Here is a 20,611-nt window from a genome sequence, read left to right on the forward strand (position 1 = left end):
ACGCCTCGTCCTGCGGCGACGGCACGTGAACCACGTGCATGCGGTCATGCTCGCCGCGCAGCCACGCGCGCAGGTTGATCACCAGCTTGATGACATCGAGCCGGTCGGTCTTCGCGCGTCGCTTGTGGCGTTCGACCGGAATGCTCGCCGGATCGACGACGTAGCACTCGATGCCGCGCGCCTGCAGCGCGCGACAGATCCAGAACGCGTCCTGGCCGGCCTCGTAGCTCACGACGACCCGCACGCCCGCGGGCAGCAACCACTTCTCCTTGTGCCATTCGATCAGGTCCAGCACCGCCTGCAGGCGGGCGGCGGCCTGTGGCTGCGCGACCGTGTGCACGGCGGGCTTCTCGCGCCGGCCGTCGTGCAGCGCGACCTTCCAGTTTGCTCCGGCAAGCTCGAGTGATACCGCCAGCACCGGTTCCTCACCACCCGTCGTGAACGTCTGATCCGTGCGCATGATGCTCTCTCCTTTGAACAGGACTCGACACGCTGATTTTACGTATCAGTTCGTCGACGTCCCCTGCTCATAGGATCTGTTCGAGGGTTTGGAGCTTGCGGACAAAGCCGCTTCTTCACTAGGTCGACTCGACCGACTGGGCACTCGCAAGGCCAATGCAGCCGCCAAGATTCACCGGAATCTGGCGGGTGAAGCCCCATGTATCGCGCCGCCGCATGAAGCGAGGTGCGAGGGGCCCAGCTGCAAGTTCACATTTCACAAAATCGGAGAAATGTATGAATGCGCATCCCAATCACACTACATTTAGCGACGAGTTAACAGACCTGATAGCCCGCCTGCACAGCTTCGGTAGCTTGGCCGACGCCAGACACAGTTCACTGCCGCCTCGAGCGTCTTTGCCCGAGAAATGTCACGGCGTGCTCGCTATGGCGGAGGCGCCTCGAGCGGCGGCGATACACGGACGAAATTCTCCGACTTTGTGTCCGCTTAGCATCCGTCGGCTTTGCGCTCCCGCAACAAGCAGCCAAGTGGAATCGGAAGTCGATAGCCCTGACTACCGTAAGCGGCCCGGGCATCACGAGGTCAATCCTGGAATAGAAACAACGGTCAGTGTTTCTTGCCATGGTCGACTACTCGAAGTGACGGTTCTCACTCTAGAGATTCTTCGAGAGAGAGACTGGAGGCAGCCAAGCGATTGGGTATGTAGCTGGTCTACCGTTTTCTCTAACCATCATGTGTTTCGCCGTGTCTCAACCAGGCAAGCATTCGAACATGCGGTGCATCACCTCGCATCCTTACCCGCGTCGGTTGTCAAGGCTTATAACGATGCTTACCTTGACTACCAACTCACACCATGTACGGAGCACGGCCGCGCGAACGAAGCAAAAAGGCTGCGCGAATCGCTGAAAATTGCAACCACCTGGACGGAGTTGCGGGTGAGAGTGCGGCCAGTATTCGATGCCCGTCAGGTTGAGCTGCCGCACCAAGGCGTGCGCCGCTCGGAGCAGATGAGTCGTGTGCGAATCTTGGATAACTCGATTCCACGCCACACCGAGAAACCTTGCTCGGACGATTCACTTACGTGGCATCGCCCGCCTTACGCTCCAAGACCAAATCTGAAGAATGCAAACGGACGCGAGGCGCTGGCACCAGCTCAAGCAACCAACCCTAGTGCGTGACAGGAGACCATCATGAGCATTGCGCTCTTGCATAGAGATATGGACAACTATCCGATGCCCGCCCCTGATGCGGCTGACATGGTGCGACGACCTGCGAACAGCAGATGCATCGAAAGATGGAAGGACCACGCAGAACTCGAAGGCGTCGTCGAGGGATATGATGGGCATTCGGTCGCGTCGCCAGGAGACACGTCATTGACCTCTGCCGGGGGTCGGAGATGAGTGTCAACCTTCCTACTACCATCCCGAAAAAATCTCAGTGGCAATTGCTGGAAAGTCGTTGGTCCTGCGACAGCCCCATTGGAACCGCACTGTCGCCGTACTCCGACGCGGAATTGCGGACCGAACTCGAACGGTTGGGTACGCCGGTTGAAGGTCAACGATACATCTGGGAGGCCCGTGCTAAGTCACCGTCTCGAAAAGTCCAGTCGCGAAAGGGCAACATCATCTCTCGTTACACGTCCCGCAAGATGAAGTGCAGGATGGCAACAGAGAGTCGAAAGGCCGAGTTCGGTGCGGTCGTCAGATACGATTGGGATGGGACAACGCGCGAGTTCTATTGCCAGCCACCCCAGGTCAGAATCAGCGTGGAACTCGAGCGAAAGCGGCCAGACGGCACATTCACGGTCTATCGTGCTCCCACGCCCTATACGCCGGACATCCTTAGGCTGACGCCCTATGGCATCTACACCGATGAATGGAAAACGGAAAGGGACCTTGAAAAGCTTGCTGAAGAGTATCCGCGCCGATTCTACAAAGACGACGAAGGAACATGGAGATGTCCTGAGCGCGAACGGCACTTCGCTGCTTTGGGCATCACGTTTTGCCTACGCTCGGGGAACGAGAACGGCGCGATATTTGTATCGAATCTCGAGTTTCTCGACGACTATCTATGCGACAAGAGTGCACCGCTAACTGACAGCTCCTGGCGGGCGATTGAAAAAATAACAAGCACCTCCTGTCCGATGACCTTAGGCCTGCTTTTAACGTACGCCTATCCAGAGCGTACGCCGTGGAACGAGTCTCTCCTCGTCGAGACGCCACCCGACGCATTCCTCGTCGACGATGTCAATAAGGCGATAGCTGACCAGCGCATTTTCGTCGACCTCGAATACGATGACCTGAGCGAGCCAGACGACGTTGTAGTGTGTAATTCCCGCGCGCAGCTCGATGAGCTTCAGTTCAATCGACCGGTTCCGAAGGCAGTCAGCGACGAGGTTAGCTTCGGGGTCGATATGGGCACCGAGTTCATGTTTAAGGGTCGCCTTGAGGTGTTTGAGGTTTCGTTCGTCAGCTCGGAATCGGTTCACTACTTCGACCAGCGGAGCCACAACAGCGGCCTGATGCAAGTGTCTGACTTCGAGCGGGCGCTCTTCAACCGACAGATACTTCTACTTTCGTCTCAAACGTCGACCGATAAGCCCCTCTCTCAAATCGACGGTCTCACTGACTATCAGATTGTTGAAGGAAAAAAGCGGTTTCTCATTGTTCGCGACCTCGAAGCAGGCAAGAAGGTTCGGTGCAACCTAGGCCCGAGGCAGATACAGCGAATACGAAGGGAAGTGCGGGCGGCAGGCGAGTCGTTGCCAGCCCAGCGACGGGCCGCGACACCAAAGCGTCGGAGCGGCGGACGGTGCCAGATAATCCCTCAGCAGTTGGACCTGATTCGAGAGACCACCGAGCGGGGTAACAATTCAACAAATCCAAGCGGCGCTGCATCATATCGAATCTACGTGGAACTCAGCGAAGCTGCGGGAGTAGACGTCGTTTCGAGAAAGACGTACTACTTCCACCGACAGAAATTCCTCGACATCAAGGCCAGGCAAGGCAGCAGAGTCGCCTACAACGAGGAGCCCGCAATATGGTATCTGCACGTTGAAGACAAGATACATGGCGGCCGTCCATTCCATCGGGTCCACATCGACCATACCAAGCTGGATGTCTTCATAAAAATCCGAGGCAAAGGCGGGAGGGTTTTTCGAAAACGCCCATGGCTCACCGTCGTGATGGATGCCGAGACACGCATGGTGCTGGCCTTCTATCTCTCAATGCACGCGCCGAGCACCATAAGTTGCATGATGGCTATTCGAGCGATGGTCCGAGTGTTCCGACGTACACCCGCAATCATCATCGTCGACAATGGAAAGGAGTTTCACTCCGACGCATTCGATACTCTCTGCGACCTCCTTCGCATCACGTTGCAATTCCGTCCCGCGCACAAGTCCCGTTTTGGTGGCGTGATGGAGCGGTTGTTTGGAACAACCAATAGCAAGCTTATCCACTACTTGGTAGGCAACGCAAAAGCGTTACGCAACGTCCGAACGGTGACGCGGTCCGTTGACCCGATAAGGGCTGACCTCATGAGTTTCGCGGAATTGCATGGGCTTCTCGATGAATACTTCTTCAGGGAATACAACCTCCAGGTGCACCCAGCCCATGACCATTCTCCCATTGAATACATGCATCTCCGGTTTGCCCTTACCGGGCGCCGCCTGAAAAGGCTGACTCCCTACGACTCCTACTTCTACATCCTGACATGTGTGCCGCCTTCAAAAGGCGCAACTCGAAAGCTCGACAAGCAGATGGGTGTCAAAGTCGGTCATGTCTGGTATTGGGCAGATGAGTTCGCCGACAAAATGGTGCGTCCGCAGAATCTTCCGGTGCTCGTGGACATGTGGGACGTAAGCATCGTCTATGCATTGCTCAATGGCAAATGGGTTCGTTGCCAATCGCGGCTGCTAATGAAGTACCGGAAGCTGACGTACGTGGAGTGGGGCTACGTCATGTACGAGGTCCGAATGCGCATGCGCGGCGAGCCCGATGAAGCTCTGGAAACTGCACTGTACGCCGTGCTCAAAGGTCATGTCCTCCCAGATGTGGCTTCGATGACCGAAGCTACGCGCCAAGTTTACGGCGATGCTCGCCTCATTGAAGACCATACGGCAGCTCAGAAGGAAGCAATCATCGAGTTGCCGGTTACCACACCTGCCGAGCTTGGCCCGCCCGAGGACGACAGCATTATGCGCATCCCTCTGCCCAAGGCGCAGAAGGGTCGATTCAAGATGAACTACAACTCCCTGCCCACGTCCCGCCCGGTCTAGTCGAGGAAACGTCATGAGTTCAATCACTTTTCAACAAGCGTTACACGGAAGTCCGAACGAAAAGGGTGCGTACATCGCCTCACTTCGATTCATGCACCGAAATCTTGAGAGAGTCCTGGGTGAAGTCGAACGGCATATGATTCCGAGCGCCGGTCTCTCGCTTACCGTTGTCGTTGGTCCCGCAGGCGTTGGTAAAACAACATTTGCCGGGCTCGAGACTGAAATGCTGCTCAAGCTCTATGACGCGGAGATACGCGATAACCCCGGCGTGATTCCGGTCGTATTGAGCAGTATTGACGCCGCAGATGGGAAGGAAATCAACTGGCAATTGTTCTACCAGCATCTCCTTGATGACCTTCATACATTGAGTCCGGACGTCCCCGCCCAACGAGACGGACAACCTGTTGACGTTGTGAAGAGCTATCGGGTGACCTTTCAAAAAGCTCTGCTTAACCGAAAGGTTCGTCACGTGTTGCTCGACGAAGCTGTGCACTTGACCGATTCGAGAACGGAACCTTTGCAGTACGGAAACCTTCTGAAGTCTCTGGCGAACCGTGGCTCCATGAATTTGCTGCTCGTGGGTGCCTACGGCTCTGAAAGGCTGGTTCGCGCTAGCGGACAATTGGCTCGGCGAACCAGCGTGGTCCACTTCCCGCGGTATCTGGCGAATCAGGACGATTTCGACGCGTTTACGCAGTTCATCAAAGACTTGGCGAAGGAGCTTCCGCTGCCATTCGAGGTTGACCTCGGGAAGTACGTGGAAACGCTCTTTGACGCTCACCTCGGCATCCCGGGATATGCGGTCAAGACCTTAGTCAGGTCGGTCATTGCGTGCGCGTACGAAGGATGCAACTCGTGGAAAGACGAATACGTATGGAACTCGCTACCGTCCAGAGCAGAATACGAGACGATTGCGACTGAGACGTTGGAGGAAGAAGAAAACATCAAGCCTTATCTCTCGTCTGCAACACCGATTACATATCCGAGCGAAGCTGAATTGCTTGCCGGCATTTCAGCGAGGCAGGCACGAGCGCTCGGTGACGCTGCGCGAGGGTTCCGTCGATGAAGAGTCCGTTTCGAACGCGATTGCCTGGCGGCTGGCCCGACGACGCGCCGCCGCGGTCAATTCTGCCCAGCCTTCCACCCTACGGGTGCTCGGGCGAAGACCGCGAGAGTCTGGGCAGCTACGTTTCTCGACTGAGCGATGCTCAGGACATTCCGCGCGGCGCGTTGGGGTATCGAATCGTGGGTCCAACCGCGCACGAGCTGTTTGGCACTGACCCGCTCCGGTTGGCTCAAGACATTGGACGTTCCGATTACGCTGCCAATGTCTCTAGCCTTACAGAAGAAGCGAAGCATTGGGCGTACGCGCTTAACAGCCTCACGCTGCGCAATAACCTGCAGCTGTGTACGCTGCTGCCAATGAAAGGCCTCGTCTCACCATTGAAGTTGATGTCAAGCGACAGGCGATTTTGTCCCGTTTGTTTCAAGGAGGACGAGAAGTCGGGGCGCCAGCGTTACGACAGGTTGCTTTGGAGCATCAAGGCTGTCGTTGCATGCCCTCTACACCGAACACGGCTCGTCACGCGCCTGGAGCAAAACCGGGACGCCAGCTCATGCAACGGTGCAAACGTTCGTCCGGCCCAAGGCGGGTTGCCCGAATCACCCCCAACAGTTCCGGCGTCAGAATACGAAATCGAGAGCGCACGTCTAATCGCGGAACTTCTGGACGATGCAATCTTCTTTCCAGGTCTTAGCTACGTGCCATCTGCTCAGTCCGCCTTTCTAGTCCACGCCATTGATGCTCTGTTCGCAGGAAAGTCCGCTCATTTCGCGGCGCATCTTCGCGTCGGCAAATCGCAAGTGCATGCATGGGTTAAGGGAAAGGTGCGCATGAGCCTCCCCCGGCTCGCGCTGACTGCCTACTGTTGCGGGTGTGCAATCGCGGACATATTGCTCGGCAACCGGGTGATGCTTTCACGGCGAGCAGCACCGGAGTGTCAAGACCGGCGATTGCTACAAATTGGCGGCACCGGAGCCAAGCAACCGAAGAATGAGCTTCGGTCGAAACTCGGAGAACTGATTTGCGGAGGTACCGTTAAGAGTGCGGCGGAGGCGGCGAAGGCCGTTGGAATATCTGAAAAGTTTTTTCGAAGGGAATTTCCGCTAGAACATGCGGCCGTGAAACAGCAGGGTCGCGACCTTGTGACGACTCTCCGGGACGAGAACAGAGACTCGTATGACCAACTTTACCTGGCGGAACACATCGCACTCTGGGAAATGGGAACCTATCCTTCCAGAAGGCGGGTCACCAAGCGCATGCGTGGGAAGACAGAGAGCTTGGGACGACACCAAGATGCGCACAGGGCTCAAATGAAAGCTCACGCGCTCACGGGAATACCAATCGCTCGATGTGGAGGCAGAATGCCGGGGCGTCCGGTCAGCGGATAACCGGAAAAAAGGATGTGATGCGGGACTTTTTAAGGCTGCTCGTACTACCTACAGATGTCGTTTACGACATCTGTAGAGTAACGACACATACCGCCCGGCTTCCACTAAGTACTTGATTTTCTTGGTGCGCCCGGCTGGGATCGAACCAGCAACCCCTGCCTTCGGAGGGCAGTACTCTATCCATTGAGCTACGGGCGCTTCAACACGAAAGCGCGGCAACCTGAACAGGAGCGACGCCAAAGCGAGACAGAAAGGATACCCGGTTTCAGCCCAACCGTCCACCGGACGGCCTATATGGCGAGATTGGGCGCCATCTGTCCGCCATCCCGCAGGTGCCGGCTACACCTCGCGATGCGGGTAAACGCCTGCTGAACACCTCGCCGCGCCCCTCGCCGCCGCCGAAATGTTGCGTCTATAATCGTCCGTGCCTGAATAAAGCAAAGAAAAAGAAGTTGCCGTCACGCTGTACCGCTCACATACCCACGGAGACGAGACAAGCATGAGCGAAGCACCACACGGAGCCCCAATCAAAACCCCCGGGCAGCTCATTGCCGCGATCATTGCCAGTTTTGCGGTACCGATCGTCATCATCGTTCTGCTAGTGATCTACGTCGATAACTCGACGCGCACCGGCGCCGGCACCGACAGTCTTTCCCAAGCCGAGGTCAGCGCGCGCATCAAACCGCTCGCACAAGTCGACATTCGCGACGCCAATGCGCCGCGTGTCTACAAGACCGGCGAAGAGGTTTACAAGGCCGTTTGCTCCGCGTGTCACGCGTCGGGTGCGGCAGGCGCGCCGAAATTCACCAACACCGCCGACTGGGCCCCTCGCATTGCGCAGGGCTTCGACACGCTGTGGCACACGGCGCTCGCCGGCAAGGGCGCGATGCCCCCGCGCGGCGGCACCAGCCCGGACGACTACAGCGACTTCGAAATCGCCCGCGCCGTGGTTTACATGGCGAACAATTCCGGCGCGAGCTTCCCTGAACCGGCGCAACCGGCAGCGGGTGCGGCGGCGGCCGCCTCGGGCGCTGCTGCTGCCGCGCCGGCGGGTGCTTCGGACGCTGGCGCCGCACAAGCCGCTGCCGCGATGGCAGCCATGGCAAGCGTGCCGCAAGCAGCTGCACCGGCAGCCGGCGGGACGCAAAGCGCGGACGCCTCGCAAGCCGGCAAGGCGCTTTATCAGCAGGTTTGCCAGGCGTGTCACGCGGCCGGCGTGTTGAACGCACCGAAGTTCGGCGACAAGGAAGCGTGGGCGGCACGCCTGAAAGACCCGATCGACACGGTCTACAACTATGCGCTGCACGGCAAGGGCGCGATGCCACCGAAAGGCGGATCTACAGCTTCCGACGCCGACGTGAAGGCCGCTGTCGATTACATGATCAGCGCCGCGAAATAAGGCGCTTGCGAGATCGCTTCGGGCGGTTCTCGCAAAACAGAAAATCCCTGCATCGTGGCGACACGGGCAGGGATTTTTTCTTCAAGGTTTCTGCAACAGCGCCTTCAAACTCGCGAGCCGGTCTTTCGGCGACATCGGCGCTTCTTCGGGCGTCGGCGGCGGAGCATCGTCGAGCAGCATCTCCGGGATGAAGCGCGACGGCTCGCACACCACGGTTTCGCGCGCGCGCTTGCGCTTTTTGCACCAGTTCAGATGCAGGCTGCGCTGCGCACGCGTGATCGCGACGTACATCAGACGGCGCTCTTCCTCGATGCGCGCGTCGTCGATCGGCTCGTCGTCGGGGCCGCCGCGGTGCGGCATGATGCCTTCTTCGACGCCCACCAGAAACACGTGGGGATATTCGAGCCCCTTGGACGCATGCACGGTCGAAAGCCGTACCGCATCCGGATCTTCTTCACGGCCTTCGAGCATCGACATCAGTGCGACGGTCTGGATCAGGCCGAGCAGATTCTTGCCGGTGTCGCCGAGGCCATCGGCGGTGTCATAGCCGGTTGCTTCGCTTTTCTCCGAACCCTCGGGCTCAGCTTTGGTGCCTTTGCGCTTCAACCATTCCATGAACTCGAGCACGTTCTGCCACTTGGACTGCGCCTGACGTTCGTCGAACGCGTCGTACAGATAGGCTTCGTAGTGGATCGCGTCCATCAGTTCGTCGAGCAGCGGGCCGGCGGCGTCTTTCTCGGCGCGGTCGGTGAGACGCTGCATGAAGTCGCAGAACACGCGCATCGGTTCAATCTGGCGCGGCGACAGGCGCGCCTCGATGCCGCCCATGTACACCGCTTCGAATAGCGACACCTTCGCCTGACCCGCGAACGACCCGAGCGCTTCGAGCGTCGTATTGCCGACGCCGCGGCGCGGTGTGGTGATCGCGCGGATAAACGCGGGGTCGTCGTTCGCGTTGGCGATCAGGCGCAGATACGCGCAGATATCCTTGATCTCGGCTTTGTCGAAGAACGACTGGCCGCCGGACAGCACGTACGGGATCCGTTCACGGCGCAGCACCTGTTCGAAGATGCGCGCCTGGAAATTGCCGCGATACAGGATCGCGTAGTCGCGGAAATTCGCGCGCCGCTCGAACTTGTGCGCGGACAGGCGGAACACGACGGACTCGGCTTCGTGCTCTTCGTCGTTGCAAGGCGTGACGGTGATCGAGTCGCCCATGCCGTGTTCGGACCACAGCTTCTTTTCGAACAGCTTCGGGTTGTTCGCGATCACGTTGTTCGCGGCGGTGAGAATGCGCACCGTCGAACGGTAGTTCTGTTCCAGCTTGATCAGATGCAGCTTCGGAAAATCCTTGCTGAGCTGGCCGAGATTTTCGAGCGTCGCGCCGCGCCAGCCGTAGATCGCCTGATCGTCGTCGCCGACGGCCGTGAACGCCGCACGGGGGCCGGCCAGCAGCTTCACCAGTTCGTACTGACAGGCGTTGGTGTCCTGATACTCGTCGATCAGCAGATAGCGCAGCTTGTTCTGCCAGCGGTCGCGCACCTGCTCGTTCTTCTCGAAGAGTTCGGCGGGCAGGCGGATCAGATCGTCGAAATCGACCGCCTGATACGCATGCAGCGTCGCCACGTAATTGCGGTAGACGATCGCGGCCTGATGCTCGTCCTCGTTCGCGGCGATCGCGATCGCCTGCTCGGGCATGATCATGCCGTTCTTCCACAGCGAGATGATCGACTGGATCTTGCGGATGAAGCCCTTGTCCGTCGAGCCGACCTGCTCCTGGATCATGCCGAAGCAGTCGTCCGAATCCATGATCGAGAACTGCGGCTTGAGGCCGACATGTTCCGCTTCCTGCCGCAGAATCTGCACGCCGAGCGAGTGGAAGGTGCAGACCGTCAGCTGGTTGACGGGCACTTTGCGGCCTTCCTTGCCGGGTGTGGTCAGCGTCTTGCCTTCGAGCAGCTTGCCCACGCGCTCGCGCATTTCCAACGCGGCCTTGTTCGTGAACGTGACGGCGGCGATGTGGCGCGGCTCGAAGCCTTTGGCTTCGATCAGGTGCGCGATTTTCTGCGTGATCACGCGCGTCTTGCCGCTGCCGGCGCCGGCGAGCACGAGACACGGACCGTCAAGATAACGGACCGCTTCATTTTGAGCGGGGTTCAGGCCTGCGGACATCGTCTGTGGATGGGTAATGCGGTTGAGGGCGCTTAGGTGCGGAATCGCGAGACCGAAGGCCCGGGGGCATGCTGCGAGGGGCCAGCGGCTGGAATGGCACAGCGCGTGCTGCGGGATTCCGGCTCGCTACGCTCCGCGCGAGAGGAGCGATGTTAACACGGATAAATGCGACGGATAAATGCGACGGATGATTGCGACAGACTGGGGACGGATGACCGCAGCGGACACGCCGCGCCGGATGCCTCGACGGCGGATCCCAGGCGACGTCGCGTCCACGCTTGAGCGATGAGATGACAGATATCGCTGACAGCCATCCATGACAACGCTGACAGTCTGCCTTCGGGACATGCCACAATTACGCTGTTGCGCGCCGTCGCCGCGGTGGCAAAGCGGCGCGCCGTTTTTGCAGGAAGACACGCATGTCCGCATCGCTGAAGATTGGATTGATGGGTTACGGTTTTGCTGGCGCGACCTTTCATGCGCCGGTGATCGAGCACTGCGGGCGCGCGAGCATCGCGGCCATCGCGACGAGTCAGCCGAAGCACGCACTGGCCGATTACCCGCACGCAAAGGTGGTGGCGGATCTCGACGCGCTGCTGGCGCTTGAAGAAGTCGAGTGCGTCGTGATCGCGACGCCTAATGACACGCACTTCGACCTGGCGCGCCGCACCCTGGAAGCAGGCAAGCACGTGGTGGTCGACAAGCCGGTCACGCTCACCGCCGCCGACGCCCACACGCTCGCCAACATTGCGCTTGCTCGCGGCAAGCTGTTCGTGCCCTTTCACAACCGCCGCTGGGACGGTGATTTTCTGACCGTGCGTGATCTGCTTGCCAGCAGAGAGTTGGGGCGCATCACGCAATACGAGTCGCATTTCGACCGTTTCCGGCCAGAGGTTCGGCAGCGTTGGCGTGAGGAGGCTTCGCGCGGCGGTGGTTTGCTATTGGATCTTGGACCGCACCTCATCGACCAGGCGTTGGCGTTGTTCGGCGCACCGCAGACCGTATCCGCGACGGTTCGAACACATCGCGACCAGGCCAGCGCGCCGGACTACGTGCATATTCAACTGGGGTACGGCGAGTTCGAGGTGGTGTTGCATGCAAGCGCATTGACTGCGCTGGTCGCGCCGAGGTTTGCGATCCACGGCACGCAGGGGAGCTATGCGAAATACGGGCTCGATACACAGGAAGATCAGCTGAAGGCCGGCTTGCGGCCTGGCGACGAAGGGTTCGGCGCCGGCAATACAGCGGGGGTATTGCGCGTGCTCGAAGGCGATCAGGAAGTCGAGCGGGCGGTGCCTACGCGTAACGGCGAATACGTCGGTTTTTATATTGCCCTGGCGGATGCCATTCAGAACGGCGTGAAATTTCCTGTCAGCGCTCAGGATGCGGTCGACGTGATGACGATTATCGAGCTTGCCGCCCGAAGCTCCGAGGAAGGTACCCGGCTGCCGTTCGAGCGTATTCGCTGAGTTCTTCCTTACGAGGCGTGTTCTGGCTATCTAGCGGTGGCACATGGGCAAACCGTGTCGCCGCCAAATCGAAATTCCTGACAACGCCGAAAGGAACATAACGTTACAAATAACCCCGCCTCCGCGGTCAGCGCGAATCCCCCGTAATCCGTTGCTACCCCAGTAGCACCACAAAACGACAACGACTTCCGGAGAGTCCATGCCCCGTATCGTCCGCGCACTAGCAGCATGCGCATTGCTTAGCTCACTGGCCGCCTGCGTGGTGACCCCGCAGCAACCTGCACCGGCGCCGCGCCCCAACCCGCAGCAGATCGCGGATGAGCGTCTCCATCAGGTGAACGGCCGTATCGACAACCTGAGCCGCCGCATCGACGCACGCGTCAACCAAGGCTACTACCCGCCCCCGCAAGGCGGCGCGTTGCACCACCGCCTCGACGTGATCCGTCAGGAAGCGCACGACATGGCGGCGCAACACGGCGGCGGCCTGTCCGGCGACGAACAGCGCGTGCTGAACCAGGAACTGGACAACGCGGCACACGCCATCGGCGAATAATCGCGCAGGTTCAGGCACTGAAGCAAAGAAGCGCGGGCATCATGTCCCGCGCTTTTTTTTGGCTTTCGCGAAGCCGCAGGGCCAACCGCCATGCCCCTTGCGGGCCTTTATTTGACAAGCCCCCGGCCCTCGCGTACATTCGCCGCACGCGTCGGGAGAGCGTGCTGGCCGCAGAAAATTGCAGGCCGCGCCGCCGAAGGGGCACACCCGCAAACTCTCAGGCAAAAGGACCGACCGCGTCGAAGAACCCGCGCCCAGGCAACATCAAGGCATCGGTTTTTCGCACTCTGGAGAGCGGCAGTAGCCGTCTGCGTCGCGTACGTCAAACGTGCATCGAGCAGATATTGGCAGGCTGCCCACCGAAGGGGCGCGCGTTTCACCGTAGCGATCACGGCTTCAACATCGCACGGTGGCGCAATCTCTCAGGTATCGAGGACAGAGGGGTCATGCAACGCATTCGCTCGCAGCCGGCAGGCCGCGAGGCGTAGCGCCGCATGGCCTTTTTTGTTTCACGAGACGCCTGAGGCCCCATGACCGAACTCAAACACACCCCGCTCAACGCCACCCATCGTGCGCTCAACGCCCGCATGGTCGATTTCGGCGGCTGGGACATGCCCGTCAACTACGGCTCGCAGATCGACGAACACCGCGCCGTGCGCACCGACGCCGGCATGTTCGACGTCTCGCACATGTGCGTCGTCGATTTCACCGGCGAACGCGTGCGCGCCTTCTTCGAATACGCGCTGGCCAACAATGTCGCCAAGCTGCAAACGCCGGGCCGCGCGCTCTACTCCTGTCTGCTGAACTCGAATGGCGGCGTGATCGACGATCTGATCGTCTATTACTTCGGCGAAGATCACTTCCGCGTGGTCGTCAACGCCGGCACCGCCGATAAAGACATCGCCTGGTTCGGCCAGCTCAACGCAGAGGGCAGCTTCGGCCTGACCATCACGCCGCGCCGCGATTACGCGATCGTCGCCGTGCAGGGCCCGAACGCCCGTGAAAAAGTCTGGCAAACCGTGCCGGCCGCCCGCGCCGCCACTGAAGCCCTGAAGCCGTTCAACGCCGCGCGCGTCGAAGACACGCCGTTTGGCGAACTCACCGTCGCCCGCACCGGCTACACCGGCGAAGACGGCTTCGAAATCATCGTCCCGGCGGATCACGTCGCAGCGCTGTGGAACGCGCTGCAAGCACAAGGCGTGCGCCCCGCAGGTCTCGGCGCGCGCGACACGCTGCGTCTCGAAGCCGGCATGAACCTGTACGGCCAGGATATGGACGACAACGTCTCGCCGCTCGACGCCGGCCTCGCCTGGACCGTCGATCTGACTTCGCCGCGCGATTTCGTCGGCAAAGGCAAGCTCGAAGCCGACGGCTCGCAGGCCGCGTTCGTCGGTCTGATCTTGCTGAAGGAAAACGGCAAGGCGGCAGGCGTGTTGCGTGCTCACCAGAAAGTCGTCACGCCGCAGGGCGAAGGCGAAATCACCAGCGGCACGTTTTCACCCACGATGCAGGAATCGATCGCCTTCGCGCGCGTGCCGAAAGGCGTGCAGCCGGGCGACACCGTTCACGTCCAGATTCGTGACAAAAACGTTCCCGCAAGCGTGGTAAAACTGCCGTTCGTGCGCAACGGCAAAGTGCTCGCAGTTTAAGCAGCCGTCGCGTGCGTCTACCTTTTTAAGTTCATACCGAATAACACCGCATAGGAGCATCCGATGAGCATCCCGGCCGATCTGAAATACACCGAATCGCACGAGTGGGTCCGCACCGAAGCGGACGGCACGCTGACGGTCGGCATCACCGACCACGCGCAGGAAGCGCTCGGCGATATCGTCTTCTTCGAAGTCCAGGAACTGGGCAAGACCGTCGAAGCCGGCGACACCGTCGCCGTGATCGAATCGGTGAAGGCCGCTTCCGATATCTACGCACCGGTTTCGGGCGAAATCATCGAAGCGAACCCGGCCGTCGCCGACACGCCGGATGGCGTCAACAGCGCGCCCTACGAAAACTGGCTCTTCAAGATCAAGCCGGCCGCGGGCGCAGCGCTTGACCGCCTGATCGACGCGGACGCGTACTCGAAGGCGATCGGCGCCTGATTCACCGCAAGCTGCACCATTACGTTTAAACCCGACAGGCGCGGCGCGTCCGATTCAATCGCTGAACGGACGCCCGCACCGGCAGGAACACCTCATGAAGCTCGAACACCCGGATCGTCTGATGAACCGCACTCCTCTCTCGCTCGCCGCGCTCGAAGTGCATGATGCCTTCGCCGAACGGCACATCGGCCCGGATTCGGCCGACCAGCATGCGATGCTCGAAGCCCTCGGCTTTGCGTCGCGCGCCGCGCTGATCGACGCCGTCATTCCGAAGACGATCCGCCGCACCGAAACGCTGCCGCTCGGCCCCTTCGCCCAGCCGAAGAGCGAAGCCGAAGCGCTCGCCGCGCTGCGTGAACTCGCGGACAAGAACCAGGTGTTCCGCTCGTACATCGGGCAGGGTTATTACAACGCGCACACCCCGACGGTGATCCTGCGTAACGTGCTGGAAAATCCGGCGTGGTACACCGCGTACACGCCGTATCAGCCGGAAATCTCGCAAGGCCGTCTGGAAGCGCTGCTGAACTTCCAGCAGATGATCGTCGACCTCACCGGTCTGGCGATCTCGAACGCCTCGTTGCTCGACGAAGCGACCGCAGCCGCCGAAGCGATGACGCTGCTGCAACGCGTCGGCAAGCCGAAGTCGAACGTGTTCTACGTCGCCGACGACGTGCTGCCGCAAACCATTGAAGTGGTGAAGACGCGCGCCACGCCGGTCGGCATTGAAGTGAAAGTGGGCCCGGCTGCGGATGCAGCGAACTCGAATGCATTCGGCGTGCTGCTGCAATACCCGGGCGTGAACGGCGATGTGCGCGACTACCGCGCACTTGCCGACGCCATCCACGCAGCGGGCGGCCACGTGGTGGTCGCCGCCGATCTGCTCGCGCTGACCGTGCTCACGCCGCCGGGCGAATGGGGTGCGGACGTAGCCGTCGGCAACACGCAGCGTTTCGGCGTGCCGGTTGGTTTCGGCGGCCCGCACGCGGCTTACCTCGCTGTGCGCGACGAATTCAAGCGTCAGATGCCGGGCCGTCTGGTCGGTGTGACCGTCGATGCCCAAGGCAATCCGGCGTTGCGTCTGGCTCTGCAAACGCGCGAACAACATATCCGCCGCGAAAAGGCGACCTCGAACGTGTGTACCGCGCAAGCGCTGCTCGCGATCATGGCCAGCATGTACGCCGTCTATCACGGCCCGCACGGCCTGAAGACGATCGCGCTGCGCGTGAATCGTATCGCTGCGCTGCTCGCGGCCGGTGCGAAAAAGCTCGGCTACACGCTCGTCAACGACACATTCTTCGACACGCTCACGTTCGAAACCGGCGCACGTACTCAGGCGCTGCATGACGCCGCCACCGCGAAGCGCATTAACCTGCGCCGCGTGAGCGACACGCGCGTCGGCATCTCGATCGACGAAACCACCAAGCGCAGCGATCTGGCCGATCTGCTCGCGGCATTTGCGCAAGCGGCGTTCGTGAACGACGTGCCGCAAATCGACGCCCTCGACGCCGAACTGCCCGCCGAAAGCACCGTGCCGGCCGCGCTCGAACGCACCAGCGCGTACCTCACGCACCACGTGTTCAACCGCCACCATTCGGAAACGGAAATGCTGCGCTACCTGCGCAGCCTCTCGGACAAGGATCTGGCACTCGACCGCTCGATGATCCCGCTCGGCTCCTGCACGATGAAGCTGAACGCGACCTCGGAAATGCTGCCGGTCACGTGGCCCGAGTTCGGTCAGATTCACCCGTTCGCTCCGGCTGAGCAAACGGTCGGCTACCGCGAAATGATCGATCAGCTCGAACAGATGCTGGTCGCGGCCACCGGCTACGCAGCCGTGTCGCTGCAGCCGAACGCCGGCTCGCAAGGCGAGTACGCGGGTCTCTTGATCATTCACGCGTACCACGCATCGCGCGGCGAAGGTCACCGCAACGTCTGCCTGATTCCCGCTTCGGCGCACGGCACGAACCCGGCGTCGGCGCAAATGGCCGGCATGCAAGTGGTCGTGGTTGCTTGCGACGCGCAAGGCAACGTCGATATCGAAGACCTGAAGAAGAAGGCCGAGCAGCACGCCGACAAGCTCGCGGCAATCATGATCACGTATCCGTCAACGCACGGCGTGTTCGAATCGAACGTCCGCGAAATCTGCGAGATCGTGCATGCGCACGGCGGTCAGGTCTATGTGGACGGCGCGAACATGAACGCCATGGTCGGGCTGTGCGCGCCGGGCCAGTTCGGCGGCGATGTCTCGCACCTGAATCTGCACAAGACCTTCTGTATTCCGCACGGCGGCGGCGGACCGGGTGTCGGTCCGGTCGCAGTCGGCGCGCATCTCGCGCAATTCCTGCCGAATCAGATTTCGTCGGGCTATGAGCGCGCGCCGAACGGTATCGGCGCCGTGTCGGGCGCACCGTACGGTTCCGCGTCGATTCTGCCGATTTCGTGGATGTACATCGCGATGATGGGCGCGAAGAACCTCACGGCCGCCACCGAAACCGCGATCCTCAACGCCAACTACGTCGCGAACAAACTCGCCCCGCATTATCCGGTGCTGTATTCGGGCCCGGGCGGACTGGTTGCGCACGAGTGCATTCTCGATCTGCGTCCGATCAAGGAAACCAGTGGCATTTCGGTCGACGACGTCGCCAAGCGCCTCGCCGACTACGGCTTCCACGCACCGACCATGAGCTTCCCGGTGCCGGGCACGCTGATGGTCGAGCCGACTGAATCGGAGTCGAAGGAAGAACTCGACCGCTTCGTCGAAGCGATGATCGCGATCCGCGAGGAAATTCGCGCGGTGGAAGATGGCCGCTCGGATCGCGAAGACAATCCGCTGAAGCACGCGCCGCATACGGCAGCGGTGGTCATCGCCAACGACTGGAAGCATGCGTATGCGCGCGAAACCGCCGCTTATCCGCTGCCCACGTTGATCGCGAAGAAGTACTGGCCGCCGGTCGGCCGTGCGGACAACGTGTACGGCGACCGCAATCTGTTCTGCTCCTGCGTGCCGATCGCCGACTACGAGTAAGCGTGGCCGCCAGCCGCGCATCGCCTGAAGGTTGTAAGCAGGCGTTGCGCGGTTCTGTCGCTTGTCACGGCAAACGGCTAACATCACACACCGAATCAGCCTAACGAGGAGTTTCGCATGGCGCGAAAGGTGCGATTGATGCAGAGCCGGACCGAAGCAAGGCGAGCCCAGACGTGGCAGCAGGCTTGCACACTGTTGTTGGCAGGCGCAGCGATGCTGCTGCCGCTGCGACAGGCGCAAGCGGCGATGAATTTTTGTGCAGCACCCGCGCTGCAAACCAGCGAGCGCACCAACGCTGATCCAGGCGTCAAGGCATTGGTGAGCAATGTGCAGGCGCATCTGAACGACCCGCCGCATGCGCTGGCGAAACTGCATACCGAGGGCACGCTGCCGCACGAGGGCATCTACGATCAAAGCGTCGAGGCGGAGAAGGATCTCGATCTGCTGCGCGACGCCGCGCTCGCCTGGCGCGCGACCAGCGACGACCGTTATCTGAAGCTCGTCGACCGCCTGCTGTATGCGTGGGTCACGACTTATCAGCCCAGTTTCAATCCGATCGACGAAACCCATTTCGATGGCCTGATCCTCGCTTACGACATGACCGCGAGCGCGTTGCCGGTGAAGACGCGCAATGCATCGATGACGTTCCTGACGAAGCTCGCGAGCGGCTACATCGCGCAGATCGACGCGCAGCCTCGGCCGCTCAAGGGCACGTTCAAGAACAATTGGCAGAGCCACCGGATCAAGCTGATCGCGATGGCCGCGTTCACGCTCGATAACCGCAAGATGATCAACGCGGCGCAACGTTTGTTCGACGAGCATATCGGCGACAACATCGCGCCGGACGGCTCGACGGTGGATTTCGCCGAGCGCGATGCATTGCATTACGTCACCTACGACCTGCAGCCGCTCGTGACCGCCGCGCTCGCGGCGCGCCGCCACAACCGCAACTGGTTGCCGGAGAAGGGGGCAAACGGCGCGTCGCTGCAAGCCGCACTCGACTGGCTCACGCCGTATGCGGACGGCAGCAAGACGCATGAAGAATTCGTGCATTCGACTGTTCCGTTCGATGCCAAACGTCGCGAGGCTGGTTTGCCTGGCTATTCGGGTCAATGGGATCCGAAAAACGCGACGGAACTGTTTCACCTGGCGGCGCGTCTCGATGGACGCTATACGCCGATCGCGCTGCAGCTCGCACCGACGCCGCCCGCGTGGCTCGCCGTGTGTTTACCGCTGCCGGCGCGCTAAACTAACTTTTATCAGCAGGAGCAGTAAATGGCAGTCAGCGTCTTCGACCTTTTCAAAATCGGCATTGGTCCGTCCAGTTCGCATACGGTCGGGCCGATGCGCGCTGCGCTGATGTTCGCGCAAGGGCTCGAACGCGACGGGCTGCTTGCGGCGACAGCATCGGTGAAAGTGGATTTGTATGGTTCGCTCGGCGCGACCGGCAAGGGGCACGGCACCGATCGCGGCGTGATGCTCGGCTTGATGGGCGATGCGCCTGACACGGTCGATCCGGACACGATCGCGCAGCGTCTGGACGCGGTGAAGGCGTCGCGCAAGCTCGCCTTGCTCGGCACGCACGAGGTGCCGTTCATCCAGAAAGATCACATTTCGTTTTATCGCCAGGCGCTGTCCGAGCATCCGAACGGCCTGAAGCTGCGTGCGCTCGATGCGCAGGGCGAGACGCTACGCGAGTCGACGTATCTGTCGGTGGGTGGCGGGTTTGTGGTGACGGCGGGCGCGCCGAACACGAAGGTGCTGAGCGCCGTCGAACAATTGCCGCACTCGTTCCGCAGCGGCAACGAATTGCTCGCGCTGTGCAAATCGACCGGCAAGAGCATCGCGCAATTGATGTGGGAAAACGAGCGGGTCTGGCACACGGAAGAAGAGACGCGTGCGGGCTTGCTGAAGATCTGGAACGTAATGCAATCGTGCGTAGCGCGCGGTTGCGGCATCAACAATCCGGTTGCAGACGGTACGTTGCCCGGTCCGTTCCAGGTGAAGCGCCGCGCACCACAGTTGTATCGTGCGTTGTCGAGTAATCCTGAGCTGGCGCTGCGCGATCCGCTGTCGATGGTCGACTGGATTAATCTTTACGCCATCGCCGTGAATGAAGAAAACGCTGCGGGCGGGCGCGTGGTCACGGCCCCGACCAATGGCGCGGCCGGCATCATTCCCGCCGTGCTGCATTACTACACGCGCTTCATGCCGGGCTCGAACGAGCAGGGCGTGATCGACTTCCTGCTGACGGCGGCGGCAATCGGGATTCTGTACAAGCTGAACGCGTCGATTTCGGGCGCGGAAGTGGGGTGCCAGGGTGAAGTGGGCGTGGCCTGTTCGATGGCTGCGGGTGCGCTCGCGGCGGTGATGGGCGGCACGCCTGAGCAAGTCGAGAATGCTGCCGAGATCGGCATGGAGCATAACCTCGGGCTGACGTGCGATCCGGTCGGCGGGATGGTGCAGATTCCGTGTATCGAGCGCAATGCGATGGGCTCGGTGAAAGCCGTGAATGCCGCACGAATGGCACTACGCGGTGACGGTACACATTACGTGTCGCTCGACTCTGTGATCAAAACAATGATGCAAACCGGCGCGGATATGAAGACGAAGTACAAGGAAACGTCGCGCGGTGGGTTGGCGGTGAATATTGTGGAGTGTTGAGAGCGCAACGACCCGATCGCACCCATCGCAACGCCTGGAGGCTTCA

12 protein-coding genes, 1 tRNA gene, 1 pseudogene and 2 riboswitches are annotated in these 20,611 nt (G+C 60.7%); of the genes and pseudogenes, 11 read left to right on the forward strand and 3 right to left on the reverse strand.

What is annotated here, in order from left to right:
• A pseudogene (locus tag KHO31_RS13395) lies at nucleotides 1–460 on the reverse strand (IS110 family transposase); the annotation flags it as partial.
• Nucleotides 461–1,856: 1,396 nt separating this feature from the next.
• Between KHO31_RS13395 and KHO31_RS13400 the strand changes: the two are divergent.
• Genes KHO31_RS13400 through KHO31_RS40015 form a run of 3 tightly spaced genes read left to right on the forward strand, consistent with a single transcriptional unit; the run spans nucleotide 1,857 to nucleotide 7,190 of the window.
• Complete coding sequence (locus KHO31_RS13400) at nucleotides 1,857–4,739, forward strand: DDE-type integrase/transposase/recombinase (RefSeq protein WP_211623532.1); 2,883 nt, start codon at nucleotides 1,857–1,859, stop codon at nucleotides 4,737–4,739.
• Nucleotides 4,740–4,752: 13 nt separating this feature from the next.
• Complete coding sequence (locus tag KHO31_RS13405; RefSeq protein WP_211623533.1) at nucleotides 4,753–5,805, forward strand: ATP-binding protein; 1,053 nt, start codon at nucleotides 4,753–4,755, stop codon at nucleotides 5,803–5,805.
• Nucleotides 5,802–7,190: a TniQ family protein gene (locus tag KHO31_RS40015; RefSeq protein ID WP_211623534.1), complete on the forward strand. Its 1,389-nt coding sequence runs from the start codon at nucleotides 5,802–5,804 to the stop codon at nucleotides 7,188–7,190. Before KHO31_RS13405 ends, KHO31_RS40015 begins: the two co-directional genes overlap by 4 nt.
• Before the next feature lie 122 nt (nucleotides 7,191–7,312).
• On the opposite strand, the gene KHO31_RS13415 is transcribed toward KHO31_RS40015, so the two are convergent.
• Nucleotides 7,313–7,388 (reverse strand) — tRNA-Arg (locus KHO31_RS13415).
• Between the two features lie 301 nt (nucleotides 7,389–7,689).
• Between KHO31_RS13415 and KHO31_RS13420 the strand changes: the two genes are divergently transcribed.
• Complete coding sequence (locus KHO31_RS13420) at nucleotides 7,690–8,589, forward strand: c-type cytochrome (RefSeq protein WP_201071458.1); 900 nt, start codon at nucleotides 7,690–7,692, stop codon at nucleotides 8,587–8,589.
• Nucleotides 8,590–8,670: 81 nt separating this feature from the next.
• On the opposite strand, the gene KHO31_RS13425 is transcribed toward KHO31_RS13420, so the two are convergent.
• A complete protein-coding gene (locus KHO31_RS13425; RefSeq protein WP_201085789.1) occupies nucleotides 8,671–10,761 on the reverse strand; it encodes a UvrD-helicase domain-containing protein in 2,091 nt (696 codons plus the stop codon).
• Between the two features lie 419 nt (nucleotides 10,762–11,180).
• On the opposite strand from KHO31_RS13425, the gene KHO31_RS13430 reads away from it, so the two are divergent.
• The 7 genes from KHO31_RS13430 to KHO31_RS13460 all read left to right on the forward strand — a co-directional run bounded on the left by KHO31_RS13430 (nucleotide 11,181) and on the right by KHO31_RS13460 (nucleotide 20,565).
• Nucleotides 11,181–12,230, forward strand: coding sequence for an oxidoreductase (locus KHO31_RS13430; protein WP_211623536.1), 1,050 nt, complete (start codon nucleotides 11,181–11,183; stop codon nucleotides 12,228–12,230).
• Between the two features lie 199 nt (nucleotides 12,231–12,429).
• Complete coding sequence (locus tag KHO31_RS13435) at nucleotides 12,430–12,783, forward strand: hypothetical protein (RefSeq protein ID WP_201071465.1); 354 nt, start codon at nucleotides 12,430–12,432, stop codon at nucleotides 12,781–12,783.
• A gap of 142 nt (nucleotides 12,784–12,925) precedes the next feature.
• Nucleotides 12,926–13,026: riboswitch (glycine riboswitch) on the forward strand.
• Between the two features lie 34 nt (nucleotides 13,027–13,060).
• A riboswitch (glycine riboswitch) is annotated at nucleotides 13,061–13,232 on the forward strand.
• A gap of 81 nt (nucleotides 13,233–13,313) precedes the next feature.
• Nucleotides 13,314–14,432: a glycine cleavage system aminomethyltransferase GcvT gene (gene gcvT / locus KHO31_RS13440; protein ID WP_201071467.1), complete on the forward strand. Its 1,119-nt coding sequence runs from the start codon at nucleotides 13,314–13,316 to the stop codon at nucleotides 14,430–14,432.
• 63 nt (nucleotides 14,433–14,495) lie between these two features.
• On the forward strand, nucleotides 14,496–14,876 hold the full coding sequence (gene gcvH / locus KHO31_RS13445; protein WP_201085787.1) for a glycine cleavage system protein GcvH: 381 nt from the start codon (nucleotides 14,496–14,498) through the stop codon (nucleotides 14,874–14,876).
• A gap of 94 nt (nucleotides 14,877–14,970) precedes the next feature.
• Nucleotides 14,971–17,901, forward strand: a complete 2,931-nt coding sequence (gcvP, locus tag KHO31_RS13450) for an aminomethyl-transferring glycine dehydrogenase (protein WP_211623538.1) — start codon at nucleotides 14,971–14,973, stop codon at nucleotides 17,899–17,901.
• A gap of 117 nt (nucleotides 17,902–18,018) precedes the next feature.
• Nucleotides 18,019–19,149, forward strand: a complete 1,131-nt coding sequence (locus KHO31_RS13455) for an alginate lyase family protein (protein WP_211623540.1) — start codon at nucleotides 18,019–18,021, stop codon at nucleotides 19,147–19,149.
• A gap of 27 nt (nucleotides 19,150–19,176) precedes the next feature.
• A complete protein-coding gene (locus KHO31_RS13460) occupies nucleotides 19,177–20,565 on the forward strand; it encodes an L-serine ammonia-lyase (RefSeq protein ID WP_211623541.1) in 1,389 nt (462 codons plus the stop codon).
• Nucleotides 20,566–20,611 lie beyond the last annotated feature (46 nt).

Origin of the sequence: Paraburkholderia domus, assembly GCF_905220705.1 — a bacterium.
GTDB lineage: Bacteria > Pseudomonadota > Gammaproteobacteria > Burkholderiales > Burkholderiaceae > Paraburkholderia > Paraburkholderia domus.

What these genes read in the sequence shown, in the direction of transcription:
- KHO31_RS13400 (WP_211623532.1), top strand. Translation starts at nt 1,857, where the DNA reads ATGAGTGTCAACCTTCCTACTACCATCCCGAAAAAATCTCAGTGGCAA.
- KHO31_RS13405 (WP_211623533.1), top strand. Translation starts at nt 4,753, where the DNA reads ATGAGTTCAATCACTTTTCAACAAGCGTTACACGGAAGTCCGAACGAA.
- KHO31_RS40015 (WP_211623534.1), top strand. Translation starts at nt 5,802, where the DNA reads ATGAAGAGTCCGTTTCGAACGCGATTGCCTGGCGGCTGGCCCGACGAC.
- KHO31_RS13420 (WP_201071458.1), top strand. Translation starts at nt 7,690, where the DNA reads ATGAGCGAAGCACCACACGGAGCCCCAATCAAAACCCCCGGGCAGCTC.
- KHO31_RS13425 (WP_201085789.1), bottom strand. Translation starts at nt 10,761, where the DNA reads ATGTCCGCAGGCCTGAACCCCGCTCAAAATGAAGCGGTCCGTTATCTT.
- KHO31_RS13430 (WP_211623536.1), top strand. Translation starts at nt 11,181, where the DNA reads ATGTCCGCATCGCTGAAGATTGGATTGATGGGTTACGGTTTTGCTGGC.
- KHO31_RS13435 (WP_201071465.1), top strand. Translation starts at nt 12,430, where the DNA reads ATGCCCCGTATCGTCCGCGCACTAGCAGCATGCGCATTGCTTAGCTCA.
- gcvT (WP_201071467.1), top strand. Translation starts at nt 13,314, where the DNA reads ATGACCGAACTCAAACACACCCCGCTCAACGCCACCCATCGTGCGCTC.
- gcvH (WP_201085787.1), top strand. Translation starts at nt 14,496, where the DNA reads ATGAGCATCCCGGCCGATCTGAAATACACCGAATCGCACGAGTGGGTC.
- gcvP (WP_211623538.1), top strand. Translation starts at nt 14,971, where the DNA reads ATGAAGCTCGAACACCCGGATCGTCTGATGAACCGCACTCCTCTCTCG.
- KHO31_RS13455 (WP_211623540.1), top strand. Translation starts at nt 18,019, where the DNA reads ATGGCGCGAAAGGTGCGATTGATGCAGAGCCGGACCGAAGCAAGGCGA.
- KHO31_RS13460 (WP_211623541.1), top strand. Translation starts at nt 19,177, where the DNA reads ATGGCAGTCAGCGTCTTCGACCTTTTCAAAATCGGCATTGGTCCGTCC.